Origin of the sequence: Streptomyces sp. DT224 (assembly GCF_049844595.1) — a bacterium.
GTDB lineage: Bacteria > Actinomycetota > Actinomycetes > Streptomycetales > Streptomycetaceae > Streptomyces.
In genome coordinates this window covers 592,435-611,059 of record NZ_JBNCLI010000002.1, presented here as the reverse complement: position 1 = coordinate 611,059, position 18,625 = coordinate 592,435, and the positions used below count along the sequence as shown (strand labels likewise).

Annotated in this window: 13 protein-coding genes; 8 read left to right on the top strand and 5 right to left on the bottom strand. The window is 73.5% G+C overall.

The window, feature by feature from the left end:
* Positions 1–77: 77 nt before the first annotated feature.
* Positions 78–926, bottom strand: a complete 849-nt coding sequence (locus ACLQ2N_RS06405) for a (2Fe-2S)-binding protein (RefSeq protein ID WP_425809929.1) — start codon at positions 924–926, stop codon at positions 78–80.
* A 145-nt stretch (positions 927–1,071) separates the two neighbouring features.
* Between ACLQ2N_RS06405 and ACLQ2N_RS06400 the strand changes: the two genes are divergently transcribed.
* The gene (locus ACLQ2N_RS06400) at positions 1,072–1,827 is read left to right on the top strand and encodes a GntR family transcriptional regulator (protein WP_425809927.1); all 756 of its coding nucleotides are present in this window, start codon (positions 1,072–1,074) and stop codon (positions 1,825–1,827) included.
* A 30-nt stretch (positions 1,828–1,857) separates the two neighbouring features.
* On the opposite strand, the gene ACLQ2N_RS06395 is transcribed toward ACLQ2N_RS06400, so the two are convergent.
* Together ACLQ2N_RS06395 and ACLQ2N_RS06390 are read right to left on the bottom strand one after the other, a co-directional pair.
* On the bottom strand, positions 1,858–2,643 hold the full coding sequence (locus ACLQ2N_RS06395) for a hypothetical protein (RefSeq protein WP_425809925.1): 786 nt from the start codon (positions 2,641–2,643) through the stop codon (positions 1,858–1,860).
* A gap of 164 nt (positions 2,644–2,807) precedes the next feature.
* Positions 2,808–4,520: a PucR family transcriptional regulator gene (locus ACLQ2N_RS06390; RefSeq protein ID WP_425809923.1), complete on the bottom strand. Its 1,713-nt coding sequence runs from the start codon at positions 4,518–4,520 to the stop codon at positions 2,808–2,810.
* Between the two features lie 257 nt (positions 4,521–4,777).
* On the opposite strand from ACLQ2N_RS06390, the gene ACLQ2N_RS06385 reads away from it, so the two are divergent.
* From ACLQ2N_RS06385 to ACLQ2N_RS06360, 6 genes are all read left to right on the top strand, one after another.
* Complete coding sequence (locus ACLQ2N_RS06385) at positions 4,778–5,668, top strand: FAD binding domain-containing protein (RefSeq protein WP_425809921.1); 891 nt, start codon at positions 4,778–4,780, stop codon at positions 5,666–5,668.
* 2 nt (positions 5,669–5,670) lie between these two features.
* Entirely contained in the window at positions 5,671–6,267 is a 597-nt protein-coding gene (locus tag ACLQ2N_RS06380) for a (2Fe-2S)-binding protein (protein ID WP_425809919.1), read from the top strand.
* A 3-nt stretch (positions 6,268–6,270) separates the two neighbouring features.
* Entirely contained in the window at positions 6,271–8,655 is a 2,385-nt protein-coding gene (locus ACLQ2N_RS06375) for a xanthine dehydrogenase family protein molybdopterin-binding subunit (protein WP_425809917.1), read from the top strand.
* Between the two features lie 270 nt (positions 8,656–8,925).
* Positions 8,926–10,383 (top strand): NCS2 family permease, encoded by a 1,458-nt coding sequence (locus ACLQ2N_RS06370; RefSeq protein ID WP_425809915.1) that lies wholly within the window; start codon positions 8,926–8,928, stop codon positions 10,381–10,383.
* Positions 10,384–10,416: 33 nt separating this feature from the next.
* Entirely contained in the window at positions 10,417–11,568 is a 1,152-nt protein-coding gene (locus ACLQ2N_RS06365; protein ID WP_425809913.1) for an XdhC family protein, read from the top strand.
* 108 nt (positions 11,569–11,676) lie between these two features.
* Positions 11,677–15,432 carry a S8 family peptidase gene (locus ACLQ2N_RS06360; RefSeq protein WP_425809911.1) on the top strand — a complete coding sequence of 1,252 codons (3,756 nt, stop codon included), beginning with the start codon at positions 11,677–11,679 and terminating at the stop codon, positions 15,430–15,432.
* Between the two features lie 64 nt (positions 15,433–15,496).
* Here the strand turns inward: ACLQ2N_RS06360 and ACLQ2N_RS06355 are convergent, their stop codons facing one another.
* On the bottom strand, positions 15,497–16,729 hold the full coding sequence (locus ACLQ2N_RS06355; protein WP_425809909.1) for an MFS transporter: 1,233 nt from the start codon (positions 16,727–16,729) through the stop codon (positions 15,497–15,499).
* 149 nt (positions 16,730–16,878) lie between these two features.
* Positions 16,879–17,919: a hypothetical protein gene (locus ACLQ2N_RS06350; protein WP_425809907.1), complete on the bottom strand. Its 1,041-nt coding sequence runs from the start codon at positions 17,917–17,919 to the stop codon at positions 16,879–16,881.
* Positions 17,920–18,030: 111 nt separating this feature from the next.
* Between ACLQ2N_RS06350 and ACLQ2N_RS06345 the strand changes: the two genes are divergently transcribed.
* Positions 18,031–18,597: a dihydrofolate reductase family protein gene (locus tag ACLQ2N_RS06345; protein ID WP_425809905.1), complete on the top strand. Its 567-nt coding sequence runs from the start codon at positions 18,031–18,033 to the stop codon at positions 18,595–18,597.
* Positions 18,598–18,625: the final 28 nt, after the last annotated feature.

Here is an 18,625-nt window from a genome sequence, read left to right as displayed (position 1 = left end):
GAACGCCCTTCAGTGGTGTGCGCATGGTGTTCGAATGCGTGTCACCTGTCCGGGCGGTGTGCACGCGGCGGAGTGGATCAGGGCGCGGGCGTCAGTTTGCGGACGCGCTCCTCGTCGCACGTACGCGGGCACGTGACGCAGGTGTCCTCGGGGCGCAGCGTGTAGAAGAGGCAGCAGCTCGCCCGGTCCCGGGTCGGCAGCGATGCGCCGTTCGGCCCGGTCAGCTCGCGGAAGCCCGCGGTGCCGACGTACGGCTCGGTGGCGCCGGGCAGCAGCGCCTCCAGCTCCCGCATGGCGCGCCGCTCCTCGCCCAGCAGATGGGCGACGTACCAGAGGCCCTCGACGATCTCGTCGGTCGCCATCCCCCACAGGGCCCGCTTCCCGCGCCGCATCCGCGGCCGGAAGCCCTCGAGGACCGGGGCCAGGTGTTCGGCCACCGCGTCCAGCACCTCGGCCCGCAGCGCCGCCTCGTCGGCCACCACCCGGGCCCCCGGCAGTCCGGCCGCCGGATCGTCGGGCAGGCAGGCGAACTCCCGCACCCGCAGCGTCAGATGACCCAGGGCCCGCTGGAACGAGACGTCCTCGGCCGGCACGCGGGGCACCCGGCGGTGCAGGAACCAGGGCACCGTCACCAGGAGGCAGGCCGGCCAGGCGTACCGGTGCAGCCCGAAGCTGGCGATCACATCGGGCCGGCCCTCCTGGCCGTAGTCCCGCCGCACCTGTTCGGCGTCGAAGGCGAGGAACGCGTCCAGGGCCTCGCCGCCCGCCGCCAGCTCGTGCGCACCGACCCAGCCGGGACCGCCGGGGGCACTCTCGCCGTCGGCCAGGATCTCGGCGCGCAGCCCGGGGAAGACCTCGGTCAGGCGCGCGTAGGCGTCGGCCACGGGTGAGGCCGTCACCGCGGGGAGCAGGGCGGGCAGGGTCATGCGGGGACCACCGATTCACGAGCGTCAGCAGGTAAGCCTTACCTTACCCTGCCGTATCGATGTGTGAACCGGGGGCCGTTACGCCTATCGTGCACACAGGGCGCCCGACGCGCGAGCGCGCCCGAGACCGGCCGAGGAGGTGCCCGTGGAGCAGGGCGGAGCGCGCGAGGAGGTGCGTCCCCCGTACGGCGGTGCCTCGGTCGTCCGGGTGCCCGAGCAGGCCCGCGGCGAGCACACCCACGGGGAGCACCCCCGCGAGGCGCCGGCCCCCCGCGCCCAGGTGCGCCGGCACTCCGTGCGCGGCCAGATCCTGGAGGCCCTGCGCGCCGCGCTGGTCGACGGCGAGCTGGTCCCCGGCCAGGTCTACTCGGCGCCGGCCCTCGGCGCCCGCTTCGGCGTCTCCGCCACCCCGGTGCGCGAGGCGATGCAGCGGCTGGCCACCGAGGGGGCCGTGGAGGTCGTGCCGAACCGGGGCTTCCGGGTCGCCGAGCGGGGACCGCGCGAGCTGGCGGAGCTGGCCGAGGTCCGCGCGCTGATCGAGGTCCCCGTCATGCTGCGGCTCGCCCGCAGCGTCCCGCCCGCCCGCTGGTGCGCGCTGCGCCCGCTGGCGGACGCCACCGTGGCCGCGGCGGCCGTCGGCGACCGGGCGAGCTACGCGGACGCGGACCGGGCCTTCCACGGCGCGATGCTCGCCCTCGCCGGGAACCACAGCCTGGTCGCCGTCGCCGACGACCTGCACCGCCGCTCCCAGTGGCCCCTGGTGGACAATCCGGTCACCCGGCGCGCCGACCTGCTGGCCGACGCCTCCGAGCACACCGCGCTGCTCGACGCGCTGATCGCCCAGGACGTCGCGGTCGTCCAGTCGCTGGTGAGGGAGCACTTCGCGGGCGCCGACGGCTGAGCCGGTACGCGTCGGCGCCCCGGTGTCCTCTCAGTTCGCCTCGACCGTCTCCGGCGGCGGCTGGTCCAGGTGCGGGCCCAGCCAGGTCGGGACGCCGCCCAGCAGCCGGAAGAGCCGGGCCGCCTCGGCGCGCAGCCGGGTCGCCGCCTCCGGTTCGGACTCGGCGTCGGCCAGCGCGATGAGCGCCGGGGCCGTACCCACCAGATAGCCCAGTTCCTCCCTTATCCGCAGGGACTCCGCGAAGCCGTGCCGGGCCTCCGCCAGCTCGCCCTCGCGCAGGGCGATCAGGGCGAGATGGCGCCAGGTCGAGGAGAGCAGCAGCGCGTCGCCCTGCGCGGTGGCGCCGGCGTGCGCCCTGCGGTACGCGGCCCGGGCGGCCTGCGGGGAGTCCGCGATGTTCTGCGCGATCAGACCGCGCCGGAAGTCGAGCAGCGGCCGGCCCTGGGCGGCGGGGGAGAGCAGGGCCGCGGCCCGGCCCAGCGCCACCCGGGCCTCGTCGGCCCGGTCCCGCACCCCGAGCAGGGTCGAGGCGTAGGCGAGGTATCCGCGCTCGCAGGCCGCCGCGCCGCGCTCCTCGTCGTCGTGGGCCATGGCCTCGGCGGTGCGCAGGGCGTCCTCGGCGTCCGTCCACCCCTGCCCGGTGTACAGGCACCGCTCGGTCAGCAGGGCCGTCCGCTGGAGGGCCGCGGCCGGGTCGGTGGCGGCGTCGTGTTCCAGCAGGGCCGCGGCGTCCGTCCAGCAGGCGCGTGAGCGCAGCCGCCATACCGCGGTCTGGAGCGGAGGATCGTCATCTGCTGTCGTTCCGGAACCAGACATGGCGGTATGCGCCACATTGCCCTCCCCGAGCGCGCCTTCGAGCTGTTGAGTACGGGCCGCATCACAGCACGGAATGGCACGCCGGGCCAAGGGGTCGAGGCAATGTCAGGTGAAAGTTTTCACAATCGACCGCACGGGGTACAGCCCTTGTCCGGCCCGGGATTTCAGCTCATCCGCAGCGCGAGGAAGAAATCGAGCTTGTCCTCCAGGCGCGCCAGGTCACGCCCCGTCAACTGCTCGATTCGCCCGACCCGGTAGCGCAGCGTGTTGACGTGCAGGTGCAGCCGGGCCGCGCAGCGGGTCCACGAACCGTCGCAGTCCAGGAACGCCTCCAGGGTCGGGATCAGCTCCGCGCGGTGACGCCGGTCGTACTCGCGCAGCGGGTCCAGCAGCCGGGCGGTGAACGCCCGCCGCACGTCGTCCGGGACGAACGGAAGCAGCAGCACGTGCGAGGCCAGCTCGTGGTGGCCGGCCGCGCAGACCCGGCCGGGCCGCGCCGCCGCCACCCGGCGCGCGTGCCGGGCCTCCTCCAGGGCGCCGCGCAACCCCTCCGCCGAGTGCACCGAGGCGCTGACCCCCAGGGTCAGGCGGCCGTCGTTACCGAGGCCCGCGGAGAGTGGGGCGCGCACGGCGGCGAGCAGCGCGTCGGCGTGCAGGGCGGGCCCGTCGTCCGGTGCGTCGCCGGCCGTGTCCCCGGCGCCGTCCCGGGGCGCGGCCGGAGCGGCGGGCAGCGGCACCAGGGCGATGGCCTCGTCACCCGTGTGGGCGACGGCGATCCGGTCCGCCGAGTCGGGGCCGGTCACCGCCGGGTCGACCAGGATCTCCTCAAGGAGCGCCTGGGCGACCGGGCCGCCCGGGACCCCGGACCCGCCGTCCTCGTCCCACTCGACCCGGGCCACCACGACCTGCCAGTGCGGTGCGGTGCCGAGGCCGGGGAGCAGGACCGGGGTGGCCACACGCAGCCGGGCGGCGATCTCGGCGGGCGCGGCCCCCGCCTGGACCAGCTCCAGGACCTCCTGGGCGAGCCTGCGGCGCACCGTGCGGGCTGCGTCGCGCCGGTCGCGCTCGACGGCGATCAGCTGGGTGACGCCCTGGAGGAGGTCGAGCCGCGCGGCCGGCCAGTCGCTCGCGTCGGCCTCCACGGCGAGCAGCCAGTCGGAGAGCACCGACTCCCGCACGTCGCGGGCGGGCGGCACCGTGCCGCCCCGGCCGTTGTTCCGGATCGGGAAGAGCGAATACGTCGTACCGCCGAGAGCGGCCCGGTGCGGGGCGCGGCGGCCGGAGCGGACGGCGGCCAGATGCAGCCCGGCCAGCTCGGCCCCGGCGGCGGAGGGCAGCGGGGCGCCCGCACCCGCGATCTGCCGCCCGGTGGGGGAGAGCACCCAGGCGTGGAGGTCCAGGTCGGAGCCCAGGAGGTCGAGGACCACCTCGGGGCCGCCACCCGTCGGGCCCGAGGTCATCAGCCTGCGGTGCCGGTCCACCACGGCCGCCAGGTCACCCGCACGCTCGCCGGACACCTGGCGCACCACGTACTCGGTGATCGTTGCGAAAGCGACCGTCTCGTGGACCGCGAACAGCGGCAGCCGGTGCTGGCGGCACGCCTCCACGAGATCGTCCGGGATGGTGCCCAGTTCCGCCTCGCCCGCCGCGAGACCGGCCACCCCGGCGCCCGACAGGATGCGCACGAACGGCTCCGAGTCCTCGGCGTCCCGGCGCCAGGCCAGACCGGTCAGGACCAGCTCGCCGCCGGTGAGGTAGCGGCTCGGGTCGCGGAGGTCGGTCGTCATCACGCCGCGGACCGACCGGTCCAGCTCCTCGTCGCCGCCGAGCAGCCGCAGGCCCAGCGCGTCGTTCTCCAGCAGTGCGCGCAGCCGCATGGGGTCGCCGCCGATCTCTTTCGTTGGTACGGGTGAAGTCTGGGTGTTGCGGTGAGGCTGTTGAGCCCCGCCATTCGTTCGAATCTACAAGACATGAGCGGAGACCAGCCAACTCCTTCATGGGTTCGGTGACTGCACCAGGTGGAGCAGGGCTTGTGTACTGGGCCACACACCGCGTGAACAAGACATGAACAAGTTCGAGGGCCGGCCGTCACCCAGCCCAGCGTGAAAACCCGATTGAGAAGAAGAGAGCCACCATGGACTTCCTTCGCCCCGCAAGCTGGGAGGAGGCGCTCGCCGCCAAGGCCGAGCACCCGACGGCTGTGCCCATCGCCGGGGGCACCGATGTGATGGTCGAGATCAACTTCGACCACCGGCGCCCCGAATACCTCCTGGACCTGAACCGCGTCGGCGAGCTCACCGAGTGGGAGGTGGGGCAGGAGAACGTACGGCTCGGCGCCTCGGTCCCGTACAGCCAGATCATGGAGCACCTACGGGCCGAACTGCCGGGTCTCGCGCTCGCCTCGCACACCGTCGCGTCGCCGCAGATCCGCAACCGGGGCGGCGTCGGCGGCAACCTCGGCACCGCGTCCCCGGCGGGTGACGCCCACCCCGCCCTGCTCGCGGCCGGAGCCGAGGTGGAGGCCGAGTCGGTACGCGGCACCCGGATGATCCCCATCGACGCCTTCTACACCGGCGTCAAGCGCAACGCCCTCGAACCGGACGAGCTGATCCGGGCCGTGCACATCAAGAAGGCCGACGGGCCGCAGCAGTACTCCAAGGTCGGCACCCGCAACGCGATGGTCATCGCCGTCTGCGCCTTCGGCCTCGCCCTGCACCCCGAGACCCGCACGGTCCGCACCGGCATCGGATCGGCCGCCCCGACACCCGTACGGGCGAAGGAGGCCGAGGAATTCCTGAACGCCGCGCTGGAGGAGGGCGGGTTCTGGGACAGCCGCACGATCATCACGCCCTCCGTCGCCCAGCAGTTCGCCACGCTCGCCGCCGGCGCCTGCAACCCGATCGACGACGTGCGCGGCACCGCGAGCTACCGCCGGCACGCCGTCGGGATCATGGCCCGCCGCACCCTCGGCTGGGCCTGGGAGTCATACCGCGGCAACGGCCGCAGCACCGAAGGAGCCGCCTGATCATGCGCGTCAATTTCACGGTCAACGGCCGCCGCCACGAGGCCGACGACGTCTGGGAGGGCGAATCCCTCCTCTACGTCCTGCGCGAGCGCATGGGCCTGCCCGGCTCCAAGAACGCCTGCGAGCAGGGCGAATGCGGCTCCTGCACGGTCCGCCTCGACGGCGTACCCGTCTGCTCCTGCCTGGTCGCCGCCGGCCAGGTCGAGGGCCGCGACGTCGTCACCGTGGAGGGTCTCGCCGACTTCGCCGCCCACCGCGCCGAGGCCCACCCCGGCACCGGCTGCGCCTCCGGCGCCTGCGGCACCTCGCTGGACCGGGCCAAGCGCTGGAAGGCCGAGCCCGCCTCGGACGACGAGACCCGGGACACCGGGGAGCTGTCCCCGATCCAGCAGGCGTTCATCGACGCCGGAGCCGTCCAGTGCGGCTTCTGCACCCCCGGCCTCCTGGTCGCGGCCGACGAGCTCCTGGAGCGCACCCCGCAGCCGTCCGACGCGGACATCCGCGAGGCGCTCTCCGGCAACCTCTGCCGCTGCACCGGCTACGAGAAGATCCTCGACGCGGTCCGCCTCGCGGCCGCCCGCGCGGAAGGGACGGTCTAGGCGATGGGCGTCACCGGTTCCCCCACCAACATCAACCAGGGCAGCCGCACCAAGGGCGGCATCGGCGAGTCCACGCTGCGCCCCGACGGCATCCTGAAGGTCACCGGCGAGTTCGCGTACTCCTCGGACATGTGGCACGAGGACATGCTCTGGGGCCACACCCTGCGCTCCACCGTCGCGCACGCCGAGATCGTCTCCATCGACGTCTCCGAGGCGCTGGCCACCTCCGGCGTCTACGCGGTCCTCACCTACGACGACCTGCCGGCCGCGATGAAGAACTACGGCCTGGAGATCCAGGACACCCCCGTCCTCGCCCACGGCCGGGTCCGCCACCACGGCGAACCCGTCGCGCTCGTCGCCGCCGACCACCCGGAGACGGCCCGCCGCGCCGCCGCGAAGATCCGGATCGACTACCGCGAGCTGCCCGTCGTCACCGACGAGGCGTCCGCGACCGCGCCCGGCGCCCCCCTCATCCACGAGGGCCGCGACGACCACCACATCGGCCACGTACCGCACCCCAACATCGTCCACCGCCAGCCGATCGTCCGCGGCGACGTGGCGGCGGCCGAGGCCCGGGCCGATGTGATCGTCAAGGGCGACTACTACTTCGGCATGCAGGACCAGGCGTTCCTGGGCCCCGAGTCCGGCCTCGCCGTACCCGCCGAGGACGGCGGCGTCGACCTGTACGTGGCGACCCAGTGGCTCCACTCCGACCTGCGCCAGATCGCGCCCGTCCTCGGCCTGCCCGAGGACAAGGTCCGCATGACGCTCTCCGGCGTCGGCGGCGCCTTCGGCGGACGCGAGGACCTGTCGATGCAGATCCACGCCTGCCTCCTCGCGCTGCGCACCGGCAAGCCCGTGAAGATCGTCTACAACCGCTTCGAGTCGTTCTTCGGGCACGTCCACCGCCACCCGGCCCGCCTCCACTACGAGCACGGCGCCACCCGCGACGGCAAGCTCACGCACATGAGGTGCCGCATCGTCCTCGACGGCGGCGCCTACGCCTCCGCGTCCCCGGCCGTCGTCGGCAACGCCTCCTCGCTGTCGGCCGGCCCGTACGTCATCGACAACGTGGACATCGAGGCGATCGCCCTCTACACCAACAACCCCCCGTGCGGCGCCATGCGCGGCTTCGGCGCCGTCCAGGCGTGCTTCGCCTACGAGGCCCAGATGGACAAGCTGGCCGCCGCACTGGACATGGACCCGGTCGAGTTCCGGCAGCTCAACGCCATGGAACAGGGCACCCTCCTGCCCACCGGACAGCAGGTGGACTCGCCCGCCCCGGTCGCCGAACTGCTGCGCCGCGTCAAGGCCATGCCGCTGCCGCCCGAGCGCCAGTGGGAGAGCGCGGGCGAGCACGCCGACGTACGCGCCCTGCCGGGCGGCCTCTCCAACACCACCCACGGCGAGGGCGTCGTACGCGGCGTCGGCTATGCGGTCGGCATCAAGAACGTCGGCTTCTCCGAGGGCTTCGACGACTACTCCACCGCCCGGGTCCGCATGGAGGTCATCGGCGGCGAACCCGTCGCGACCGTCCACACCGCGATGGCCGAGGTCGGGCAGGGCGGCGTCACCGTGCACGCCCAGATCGCCCGTACCGAACTCGGCGTCTCCCAGGTCACCATCCACCCGGCCGACACCAAGGTCGGCTCCGCCGGATCGACCTCCGCCTCCCGCCAGACGTACGTCACCGGAGGCGCGGTCAAGCACTCCTGCGAGGCCGTCCGCGAACAGGTCCTGGAGCTCGGCCGCCGCAAGTTCGGCACCTACCACCCCGCCTGGGCCACCGCCGAACTCCTCCTGGAGGGCGGCAAGGTCGTCACCGACGGCGGCGAGGTGCTGGCGGACATCGCGGACGTCCTGGAGGACGAGGCGGTCGACATCGAGCTGGAATGGCGCCACCGGCCCACCGAGCCCTTCGACCTGCGCACCGGACAGGGCAACGGCCACGTCCAGTACTCCTTCGCCGCGCACCGCGCGGTGGTCGAGGTCGACACCGAACTCGGCCTGGTCAAGGTCGTCGAACTGGCCTGCGCCCAGGACGTCGGCAAGGCGCTCAACCCGCTGTCGGTCGTCGGCCAGATCCAGGGCGGCACCATCCAGGGGATGGGCATCGCCGTCATGGAGGAGATCATCGTCGACCCGGTGACCGCGAAGGTGCGCAACCCGTCCTTCACGGACTACCTCCTCCCCACCATCCTCGACACGCCGACCATCCCGGTCGACGTGCTCGAACTCGCCGACGACCACGCCCCGTACGGGCTGCGCGGCATCGGCGAGGCCCCCACCCTGTCGTCCACCCCGGCCGTCCTCGCGGCGATCCGGAACGCGACGGGTCTGGAGCTCGACCGGACGCCGGTCCGGCCGGAACACCTCACCGGCGTCTGACGAGGGCTCCGCCACCAGCTCTCCGGGCGGTGCGCGCCACCGGCGAACGTCACACTTCCCCGGCCCGCACCGCCCGGAGGCCCAGGGTTCCGCACCGCTCGCGGCCCCGAACCCCCGCACCCGGAACAGCGGCAGCCGTTCCGAGCCCTTCCTGCATGAACAGTTCGTCTCGGGCCGTCCCCCGGGTCGTGCCGCCAGCGCAGTCATCCCAAATCCCGCATCTCGATTCTTCATCGCGGGTGCCCCTGTGAACCTTGGGAGTCAGGCATCATGACCCAGCAGTCAGTGCAGCCGAAGACCGGTGCGGAGGACGCGGGCCCCGGCTCGCGCGTCCCCGCCGGCAGATCGTGGCTCGACCGGTACTTCCACATATCCGACCGCGGTTCGACCGTGGCCCGGGAAGTGCGCGGCGGCGTCACGACCTTCATGGCCATGGCGTACATCCTTCTGCTCAACCCGCTGATCCTCGGCGGCAAGGACGTCGACGGCAATCTGCTCAGCCAGCCCGCCCTGATCACCGCCACCGCGCTCGCGGCGGCGGCCACCACCCTGCTCATGGGCTTCGTCGGCAAGGTCCCGCTGGCGCTCGCCGCCGGTCTCAGCGTCTCCGGCGTCCTGTCCTCGCAGGTCGCCCCCGAAATGACCTGGCCCCAGGCCATGGGCATGTGCGTGATGTACGGCGCGGTGATCTGCCTCCTGGTGGTCACCGGTCTGCGCGAGCTGATCATGAACGCGATCCCGCTCCCGCTGAAGCACGGCATCACCATGGGCATCGGCCTGTTCATCGCCCTGATCGGGCTCTACAAGGCCGGATTCGTCGGCAAGGGCACCGCGACCCCGGTGACCCTCGGCCCGGCCGGTGAACTCGCCGGCTGGCCCGTCCTCGTCTTCGCGGTCACCCTGCTGCTGATCTTCATGCTCCAGGCCCGCAACATCCCCGGCGCGATCCTCATCGGCATCGTCGTCGGCACCGTGATCGCCGTCGTGATCAACAAGGTCGCGGACGTCGATCCCAAGATCTGGAGCAGCGGCCCGCCGGAGCTCAAGGGCTCCGCGGTCTCCTCGCCGGACTTCTCGCTCTTCGGTGACGTCTCGTTCGGCGGCTGGGGCGACGTCGGCGCGATGACCGTCGGCTTCATCGTCTTCACCCTCGTGCTCGCCGGCTTCTTCGACGCGATGGCCACCATCATCGGTGTCGGCACGGAGGCCGGGCTCGCCGACGACAAGGGCCGCATGCCGGGCCTGTCGAAGGCGCTGTTCATCGACGGCGCCGGCGGGGCCATCGGCGGTGTCGCCGGCGGTTCCGGGCAGACGGTCTTCGTGGAGTCCGCGACCGGCGTCGGCGAGGGGGCCAGGACCGGCCTGGCCTCCGTCGTCACCGGCCTGTTCTTCGCCGCCTGCCTCTTCTTCACCCCGCTCACCGCGATCGTGCCCGCCGAGGTGGCCTCCGCCGCTCTCGTCGTCATCGGCGCGATGATGATGCAGAACGCCCGGCACGTGGACTGGAGCGACCGCTCGGTGGCCATCCCGGTGTTCCTGACGGTGGTCCTGATGCCGTTCACGTACACCATCACCACCGGTGTGGCGGCGGGCGTCATCTCGTACGTCGCCATCAAGGCCGCCCAGGGCCGGGCCCGCGAGGTCGGCGCGTTCATGTGGGGCCTGACGGTGATCTTCGTCGTCTACTTCGCCCTGCACCCGATCGAGAGCTGGCTCGGCGTCAGCTGACCCGCCGCCCCACTCACCCGCAAGGAGACCGAGATGCTGGACATCGCCGAAGAGCTCGACCGCTGGGCCGGGCAGGGACGCGATTTCGCCGTGGCCACCGTCGTCGCCGTCGGCGGCAGCGCCCCCCGTCAGCCGGGGGCCGCGCTGGCCGTCGACCGCGACGGCACGGCGATCGGCTCGGTCTCCGGCGGGTGCGTGGAGGGAGCCGTGTACGAGCTGTGCCAGGAGGCGCTGGAGGACGGGCTGACCCGCCTCGAACGCTTCGGCTACAGCGACGAGGACGCCTTCGCGGTCGGCCTGACCTGTGGCGGCGTCATCGACATCCTGGTGACCCCGGTCCGGGCGGACGACCCCGCCCGGCCGGTGTACGCCGCCGCGCTCACCGCCGCCGCGCGCGGCGAGGCGGCCGCCGTCGCCCGCATCACCGAGGGCCCCGCCGAACTCCTCGGCCGCCCCCTGCTCGTGCGCCCCGAGGGGGGCTACGAGGGCGGGCTCGGCGGCCACCCGGAGCTGGACCGCACCGCGGCGGCCGAGGCCCGCGCCCTGCTCGACCAGGGCCGCACGGCCACCCTCACCATCGGCGCCGACGGCTCACGCTGCGGGCAGCCCCTCACGCTGCTCGTGGAGTCCAGCGTGCCGCCGCCCCGGATGATCGTGTTCGGCGCCATCGACTTCGCCGCCGCCCTGGTCCGGGCCGGCAAGTTCCTCGGCTACCACGTCACGGTGTGCGACGCGCGGCCCGTCTTCGCGACGAAGGCCCGCTTCCCGGACGCCGACGAACTGGTCGTGGACTGGCCGCACCGCTATCTGGCCGGAACCCCGGTGGACGCCCGCACGGTCCTGTGCGTCCTCACGCACGACGCCAAGTTCGACGTGCCCCTGCTGGAGGCGGCGCTCAAGCTGCCCGTCGCGTACGTCGGCGCGATGGGCTCCCGCCGCACGCACCTCCAGCGCAACGAACGGCTGCGCGAGGCCGGGGTGACCGAGCTGGAGCTGGCCCGCCTGCACTCGCCGATCGGACTCGACCTCGGAGCCCGTACGCCCGAGGAGACGGCCCTGTCGATCGCCGCCGAGATCGTCGCCGTCCGGCGCGGCGGCAGCGGCGCCCCGCTGACCGGCGCGCACACCCCGATCCACCACCCCGGCGGGCTGCCCCCGGCGGGGCGCATCGGCTCGGTGGCCTGAAGCGCCCCCGGGAAAGGGCCGTCCACGACCGGCGGTTAGCCGCCACGGCACATTCGCGCCAGGCACGGACCGTCCCACGGCGGCCGGTTTGCCGGTAGATCATCACCCATGACATTCACCCCCTCCACCGCGACCGGCCGGGCGAGACCCGCTCGCAACGGGCGACGCACCCTCGTCATAGCCACCGCCGCGGCCCTGGTGAGCGGCGCGCTGCTCCCCATTACGGCCACCGCTTCGGCCGCCCCGGCCCCCACCGCCGGGACCACCCCCGCGGCCGGGCCCGTCCACCGCTACGACATCACCCTCGTCACCGGTGACGTCGTCCACTACGCCGATGGCGCGGGCAAGCAGGACACCGTCACCGTGGACCGCCCCGAGGGCGCCATCGGTGGCGTCCACGTCCAGCAGGCCGGGGACGACATCTACGTCCTCCCCGACGAGGCGCAGAGCCTCCTCGCGGCCGGCAAGCTGGACCGCCGCCTCTTCAACGTCTCGGCGCTCGCGAAGATGGGCTACGACGACAAAACGACCGGCGGCATCCCGCTGATCGCCACCTACCCCGCCGCCGAGGCCCGTTCGCTGCCCGCCGCCCCGCGCGGCAGCAAGGCCGTCCGGAAGCTGGAGTCCATCCACGGCGCCGCCCTCAAGGCCGGCAAGGACACCGCCCGCGCCTTCTGGGACGACATCGCGCGCACCGCCACGGCCCGCTCGCTGGACAACGGCATCGCCAAGCTCTGGCTCGACGGCCGCGCCGAGGCCGCTCTCAAGGACTCCGTGCCCCAGATCAACGCCCCGCAGGCATGGGCGGAGGGCTACGACGGCAAGGGCGTCAAGGTCGCCGTCCTGGACAGCGGCATCGACGAGGACCACCCGGACGTCAAGGACCGCATCCTGGAGACGAAGAGCTTCGTCCCGGGCGAGGCGGTCGACGACAAGAACGGCCACGGCACGCACGTCGCCTCCACCATCGCCGGGTCCGGCGCCGCGTCCGACGGCGTCAACAAGGGCGTCGCCCCCGAGGCCGGGCTGCTCGTCGGCAAGGTCCTGAGCGACCAGGGCTCCGGAGCCGACTCCGGCATCATCGAGGCCATGGAGTGGGCCAAGGCGGAGGGCGCCGACGTCGTCTCCATGAGCCTCGGCTCACCGGTCGCCGACGACGGCACCGACCCCATGGCGCAGGCCGTCAACTCGCTCTCGGCGGACGGCGGCCCGCTCTTCGTCATCGCCGCCGGCAACGCGTACGGCGCGGGCACCATCGGCGCGCCCGGTTCCGCCGACAAGGCGCTCACCATCGCCGCCGTCGACAAGCAGGACGGCCGCGCGGACTTCTCCTCGATGGGCCCGCTGGTGCGCAGCTACGGCCTGAAGCCGGACCTGTCCGCGCCGGGCGTCGACATCAACGCCGCCGCCTCGCAGTCCGTCCCCGGCATCGAGGGCATGTACCAGTCGATGTCCGGTACGTCGATGGCGACCCCGCACGTCGCCGGCGCCGCCGCCATCCTCAAGCAGCGCCACCCCGACTGGTCCGGCCAGCGCGTCAAGGACGCGCTGATGACCTCGTCCACGGTGCTGCCCGACTACACCCCGTACGAGCAGGGCACCGGCCGCCTCGATGTGAAGGCCGCCATCGACACGACCGTCGAGGCCACGGGGTCCGTCGCGGTCGCCGCGTACGACTGGCCGCACAGCGCCACCGACCCGGTCACCGAACGCACCATCACCTACCGCAACACGGGCGGCGCCGACGTCACCCTCGACCTGGCGACGGACAGGGCCTCGGACGCGTACACGCTCTCCGCGAAGCAGCTGACCGTCCCGGCCGGCTCCACCGCCCAGGCCGTGCTCACGCTCGACCCGTCGAAGGTGGACGCGGACACCACGTTCTCCGGCCAGGTCGTCGCCAAGGACGCCTCCGGTGCCGTCGTCGCGCACACCGGCTTCGCGCTCAGCAAGGAGCAGGAGCTCTACGACCTCACGCTCCGGCTCCGCGACCGCTCCGGCAAGCCCATGGACGGCACCGTCGTCCTCGGCGCCCTCGGCGATCCGAACCTGACCCCCGTCGCGGTGTCCGGTGACACCACCCTGAGGCTGCCCCCGGGCAACTACACCGCCTGGACCGCCGCGGACATCAAGGGCGACACCGCCGACTCCAAGGCCCTCGCCTTCCTGGCCGCCCCCGAGATCATCCTCGACAAGCCGGCCACGGCCACGCTCGACGCCTCCAAGGCCCACAGGATCAGCGTGCGCACGCCGAAGGAGACCGAGACCCGCCAGCTGCGCTACGACATGGCGCGCACCGCGCCGGACGGCACCGTCCAGCGTGACGCGTACCAGATCCCGCTGACGTACGACCAGCTGTGGGCGAGCCCCACCAAGAAGGTCACCCAGGGCGACTTCTCCTTCCTGACCCGCTGGCGCCAGGGCGAGAAGCTGCTCGACCTGACCGCCGACGGCCGGGACGTCCCGGTCACCGTGCAGAACGGCTCCCCGGTCGCCGAGGACAGCCGCGCCAGGCTCAGCGGTGTCTACGCGGGCACCGGATCGGCCGCCGCATACAAGCACCTCGACGCCAAGGGCAAGGCCGTCGTGATCCGCGCCAGTGACACGGTGGCCCCGGCCGACCGGACCGCCGCCGCGGTGGCCGCCGGCGCGAAGGCGCTGTTCGTCGTCAACCAGGGCGACGGCCGGCTGATGGAGTCCTACGGCGACTACGGCACCACGCTCGCCCTCCCGGTCGCCACCGTCCAGCGGCTCGCCGGCGAGAGCCTGATCAAGGCCGCCCAGCGGGGCGGGAAGCTGACCGCCGAGCAGCACCGGTACGCGGGCTACGTCTACGACCTGGTCGACCGCCACGACGGCACCGTCCCGGACCGCTCGCTCGCCTTCGCCCCGTCCACCCGGCGGCTGGCGAAGATCGAGAACACCTTCTACGGCCACCGCGACGTCGTCGGCGGCGGCTACCGCTACGACATCCCCGAGTACGGCCCCGGGCTCGGCTTCGCCGAGTACGAGAAGTTCCCCGGGACCCGCACCGAGTGGGTCACCCCGCTGCCGGGCGCCTCGTTCTGGTACGAGAACCACGCGCAGTACAACGCCGAGGGGACCGACACCGCGCTGGAGGAGCGCGGCGGCGAGATGGACTACCGGGCCGGCTCCACCAGCAAGGCCGAGTGGTTCGCGCCCGTCACCCGGCCGCGCCTGGGCACCGCCTTCTGGGGCCCGAACCGCTCGCAGTACGGCGACATCCAGTACAACATCACCCCGTGGACGGACGGCGGGGCCGGTCACTCGGGCGCCATGCCCGACAAGGAGTACGACACCGGCAAGGTCTCCGTCTACCAGGGCGACAAGCTGCTCGACGAGTCCCCGGGCCGCGCCGGCTACGTCGGCGACCTGCCCGACGAGAAGCTGCCCTACCGCCTGGTCCTCGACGCCTCGCGCGACGCGGACACCTGGAAGACGTCCGTCCGCACCCACTCGGAGTGGTCGTTCGTCTCGGGCGCCAACGACCCCGAGGGCCCGTTCCAGGTCGACATCCCGATGCTCCAGCTCGACTACGACGTCACCACGGACCTCGCCGGTGACGTCCCGGCCGGAAAGTGGACCGAGATCGGCCTGTCGTCCACCACGCAGGAGTGGCTGGACGGCGCCGTGAAGGCCACGAAGGCCTCCCTGTCGGTGAGTTACGACGACGGGAAGACCTGGAGCGCGGTGTCGCTCAACAAGGACCGGACGGGTTCCTGGACCGCGCGGTTCAAGACCCCGGAGAAGGGCGCCACCGCGGTCTCGCTCAAGGCCCACGCCGAGGCCGGCGGCGGCCTCGCCGTGGACCAGGAGATCATCCGGGCCTTCGGCCTGAAGTGACGCGCTGATCCCTCGTGCGAGACGGCCGTCCACCCGGGAGCGGGTGGACGGCCGCCTTGGTGCGTCAGGCCGCGTCCACCACCTCCGCCCCCGCCCGGGCCCGCCGGACACCGGCGCCCCCCAGGACCGCGCCCGCGCACAGCAGCGCCGGGGCCGCCGCCACCGCGCAGCACAGGGCGAGCGGCAGCCGGTCCACCAGCAGCCCCACCGCCGCGGTGCCGCCCGACGAGCCCGCGTTGAACGCGGTGTTGACCCAGGCGCCCGCCCGGGTGCGCCGGGCCGCGTCCGCCGACTCGTCCGCGATCAGGTACGCGGTGGTGAGCGCCGGCGCGACGAACAGCCCGGCCGCGCCGACCACGGCGCTCAGCACGTACACGTTGCCCGCGAGCCCGGCCGCCGCCACCGCCGCGCCCAGCCCGGCGGCCATGGCCGGCAGCCGCACCCCGAGCGGGGCCCGCCACCGCAGCGCGCCGTAGGCCAGGCCCCCGACCGCGCTCGTGGCCGACAGGGCGGCCAGCACCCACGACACCGCCGACGCCCGGTGCATCGCCTCGGTCAGGGCCACCACCAGCAGGTCGAGCGCCCCGAGGCAGAGCCCCACGGCGGCCGTCACCAGCACGGCGCGCCGCAGCGCGGGCACGGCGCCGAGCCGCAGCCCAGGGGCGGCGGAACCGTCCGCCCCGGTGCCGTGGTCCGGCTTCCCGCGCCCCACCGCGGGCGAGGTCACCAGCGCCCCCGCCCCGGCCGCGATCAGCACCGCGCCGGCCAGCACGGCGACGGCGGGCCCGGTGGCCGCCACCGCGACGCCCACCAGCAACGGCCCGGAGACGTAGAGCAGTTCCTCGGCCACCCCGTCCAGGCTGTACGCGCGGCGCAGCAGGTCCCGGTCGGGGACGAGCTCGCTCCACAGCGTCCGCATGACCGGGCCGAGCGGAGGCGTGCAGGCCCCCGCAGCCGTGGCGAGCACCCCGAGGGCCGCCGGGGAGGCGCCCGGCCGCCAGGTGGCCAGGGCGAGGACGGTGAGCAGCACCGCGTACAGACCGGCCATCGGCGGCAGGGCGCGGCGCGGCCCGTACCGGTCGATCAGCCCGGCACGGGCGGGGGACAGGAACACACTGGCGGCCCCGAACAGGGCCATCACCGTGCCGGCGGCCGAGTAGGAGCCGGTGGCGTCCTTGACGGCGAGCAGCAGGGCGAGCGGGGCGATTCCGTAGGACAGCCGCCCGGTCAGCGCGGCGGCGAAGGTGCGCGCGGCGTGCGGCACGCGCAGGACAGCGGCGTACGAAGGAGTGGACACGGTGGTCTTCCTCGGGAAGGCGGCGCGGACCTGCCGCGCCACAGGCATGCGGGGACACCGGAGTGCCGCACCCGGGACACCGGGCGCGGTCTCGACGGGGTCCTACGCACGAGGAAGAGACACGCGGGGCAAGGTAGCAGAGCGCGCCGCTACCCGGCGACCCCCTGATCGGCCGCCATGATCTCCTCCGCGACGGTCCACAGCCGGGGCGTGAAGCGCAGTACCTCGTCGCGCCGGATGAGCAGGTCCCCGGTGCCCGCGATGCCGGTGAGGCCGGCGACCGCCTCCCGGAACGCCGGCAGCCGGGCGGTATGCAGCGCGGGCGCGTCCACGGCCAGCACGGTGTGGCAGCGGGCGAAGGTCGCGAGGATCCAGAAGACCGCCTCCCGGTGGTCGCCCCGGTCGATCAGCTCCCGGCTGCCGTCGACCGCGAGAGGGCGCGCCCGTGCGGTCAGGTCGCTGCCGAAGAAGAACGGCGTGCGCACGACGGGGACCGTGGCGTCGAACGTCCGCGCCAGCTCGTCCAGATGGTGCCGCACCAGCGGCGCGGAGACCTCCGCACAGCCCAGGAGCGCCAGCAGCTCGGGGTACAGCGCCTCCTGCCCGTACGCGGTGAGTACGTCGCGCACGGCGGGGTAGCGCAGCCGGATGGTCGGGTTGCGCAGGGCGGCGACCAGCGGGACATGTGCGGTGACCCCGGTGGGGAACAGCCACGCCAGCACCCGGGCGGCGAACGGCTGCGTGGTGTCCAGGGCCGCGAGCCGGCTCTCGACGCGGTGCCGGGCGTCCAGGCACCGCCGCCGCACGTGCTCCCGCCGGGCGAAGCGCGGGGCGACGTACGCGTGGAGCGCGCGCAGCCGCCCCGTGGGGTCCTCGATGACGGTGTCCCGGCGGAAGCCGCCCGCCAGGTGGTACGCGCCCAGCACCGCTTCCGGGTCGGCCAGCAGGGACCAGGGCTCGTAGGTGATCTCCAGCAGCGCGCCCCGGTGCAGGAGCTTGCCGGGCTTCGCGGGCGCCTCGGCCCCCGCCGTCACCACGACCACGTCCACGTCCGAGGAGACCGGCAGCTCCGTGTCGTCCGGCCGCCCGACGGTGGACCCGCTGAAGTAGGCCCCCAGGAAGTCCGGCGCGGGGCGGGCGTAGGCGGACACCCAGTGCGCGGCGGCGGCGCGCGCCTCTCCGAGTCTCATGCCCGACACCTACGCGCCGGTCCGGCTCGGCGTCAAGCCGGGGGCGGCCGCCGCCCGGTAACGTCGGCGGCGCTTCCCGCCCGTCCCGCGACACGCCCGGTGAGGTGCGCCATGAACAAGATCGTCTACTGGATGTCGATGTCCCTCGACGGCTTCATCGAGGGACCGCACCGGAACATCGACTGGCATGTCGTCGACGACGAGCTGCACCGCTACTTCAACAGCCGACTGGCAGACATGGGCGCCATGCTGGACGGCCGTGTGACCCATCAGCTGATGGCGGACTTCTGGCCCACCGCCGACCAGGACCCGGCCAACGCCGGACCCACGGCCGAGTTCGCGCCCATCTGGCGCGACACCCCGAAGTACGTGTACTCGCGGACGCTGGACCACGCCGACTGGAACACCACGATCGTCCGCGAGGTCGTCCCCGAGGAGGTCAGGGCCCTGAAGGAGGCGGCCGACGGCGACCTCGCCCTCGGCGGCGCCGGCCTCGCCGCGTCCTTCGCCGCGCTCGGCCTGATCGACGAGTACCGCGTCTACGTGCAGCCGGTCCTCATCGGCCGGGGCAAGCCGATGTTCCCCGCGGAGGAGACCGTGCGGCCCCTCCGCCTCACCGGCACCCGCGCCTTCGGCAACGGGGTCGTGGAGCTGCGGTACGAGCCCGCCGGGCGGTGACGCCCTGGGGGTCCGGCCCGGGACGCCA

What these genes read in the sequence shown, in the direction of transcription:
- ACLQ2N_RS06405 (WP_425809929.1), bottom strand. Translation starts at nt 926, where the DNA reads ATGACCCTGCCCGCCCTGCTCCCCGCGGTGACGGCCTCACCCGTGGCC.
- ACLQ2N_RS06395 (WP_425809925.1), bottom strand. Translation starts at nt 2,643, where the DNA reads ATGTCTGGTTCCGGAACGACAGCAGATGACGATCCTCCGCTCCAGACC.
- ACLQ2N_RS06390 (WP_425809923.1), bottom strand. Translation starts at nt 4,520, where the DNA reads ATGCGGCTGCGCGCACTGCTGGAGAACGACGCGCTGGGCCTGCGGCTG.
- ACLQ2N_RS06385 (WP_425809921.1), top strand. Translation starts at nt 4,778, where the DNA reads ATGGACTTCCTTCGCCCCGCAAGCTGGGAGGAGGCGCTCGCCGCCAAG.
- ACLQ2N_RS06380 (WP_425809919.1), top strand. Translation starts at nt 5,671, where the DNA reads ATGCGCGTCAATTTCACGGTCAACGGCCGCCGCCACGAGGCCGACGAC.
- ACLQ2N_RS06375 (WP_425809917.1), top strand. Translation starts at nt 6,271, where the DNA reads ATGGGCGTCACCGGTTCCCCCACCAACATCAACCAGGGCAGCCGCACC.
- ACLQ2N_RS06370 (WP_425809915.1), top strand. Translation starts at nt 8,926, where the DNA reads ATGACCCAGCAGTCAGTGCAGCCGAAGACCGGTGCGGAGGACGCGGGC.
- ACLQ2N_RS06365 (WP_425809913.1), top strand. Translation starts at nt 10,417, where the DNA reads ATGCTGGACATCGCCGAAGAGCTCGACCGCTGGGCCGGGCAGGGACGC.
- ACLQ2N_RS06360 (WP_425809911.1), top strand. Translation starts at nt 11,677, where the DNA reads ATGACATTCACCCCCTCCACCGCGACCGGCCGGGCGAGACCCGCTCGC.
- ACLQ2N_RS06350 (WP_425809907.1), bottom strand. Translation starts at nt 17,919, where the DNA reads ATGAGACTCGGAGAGGCGCGCGCCGCCGCCGCGCACTGGGTGTCCGCC.
- ACLQ2N_RS06345 (WP_425809905.1), top strand. Translation starts at nt 18,031, where the DNA reads ATGAACAAGATCGTCTACTGGATGTCGATGTCCCTCGACGGCTTCATC.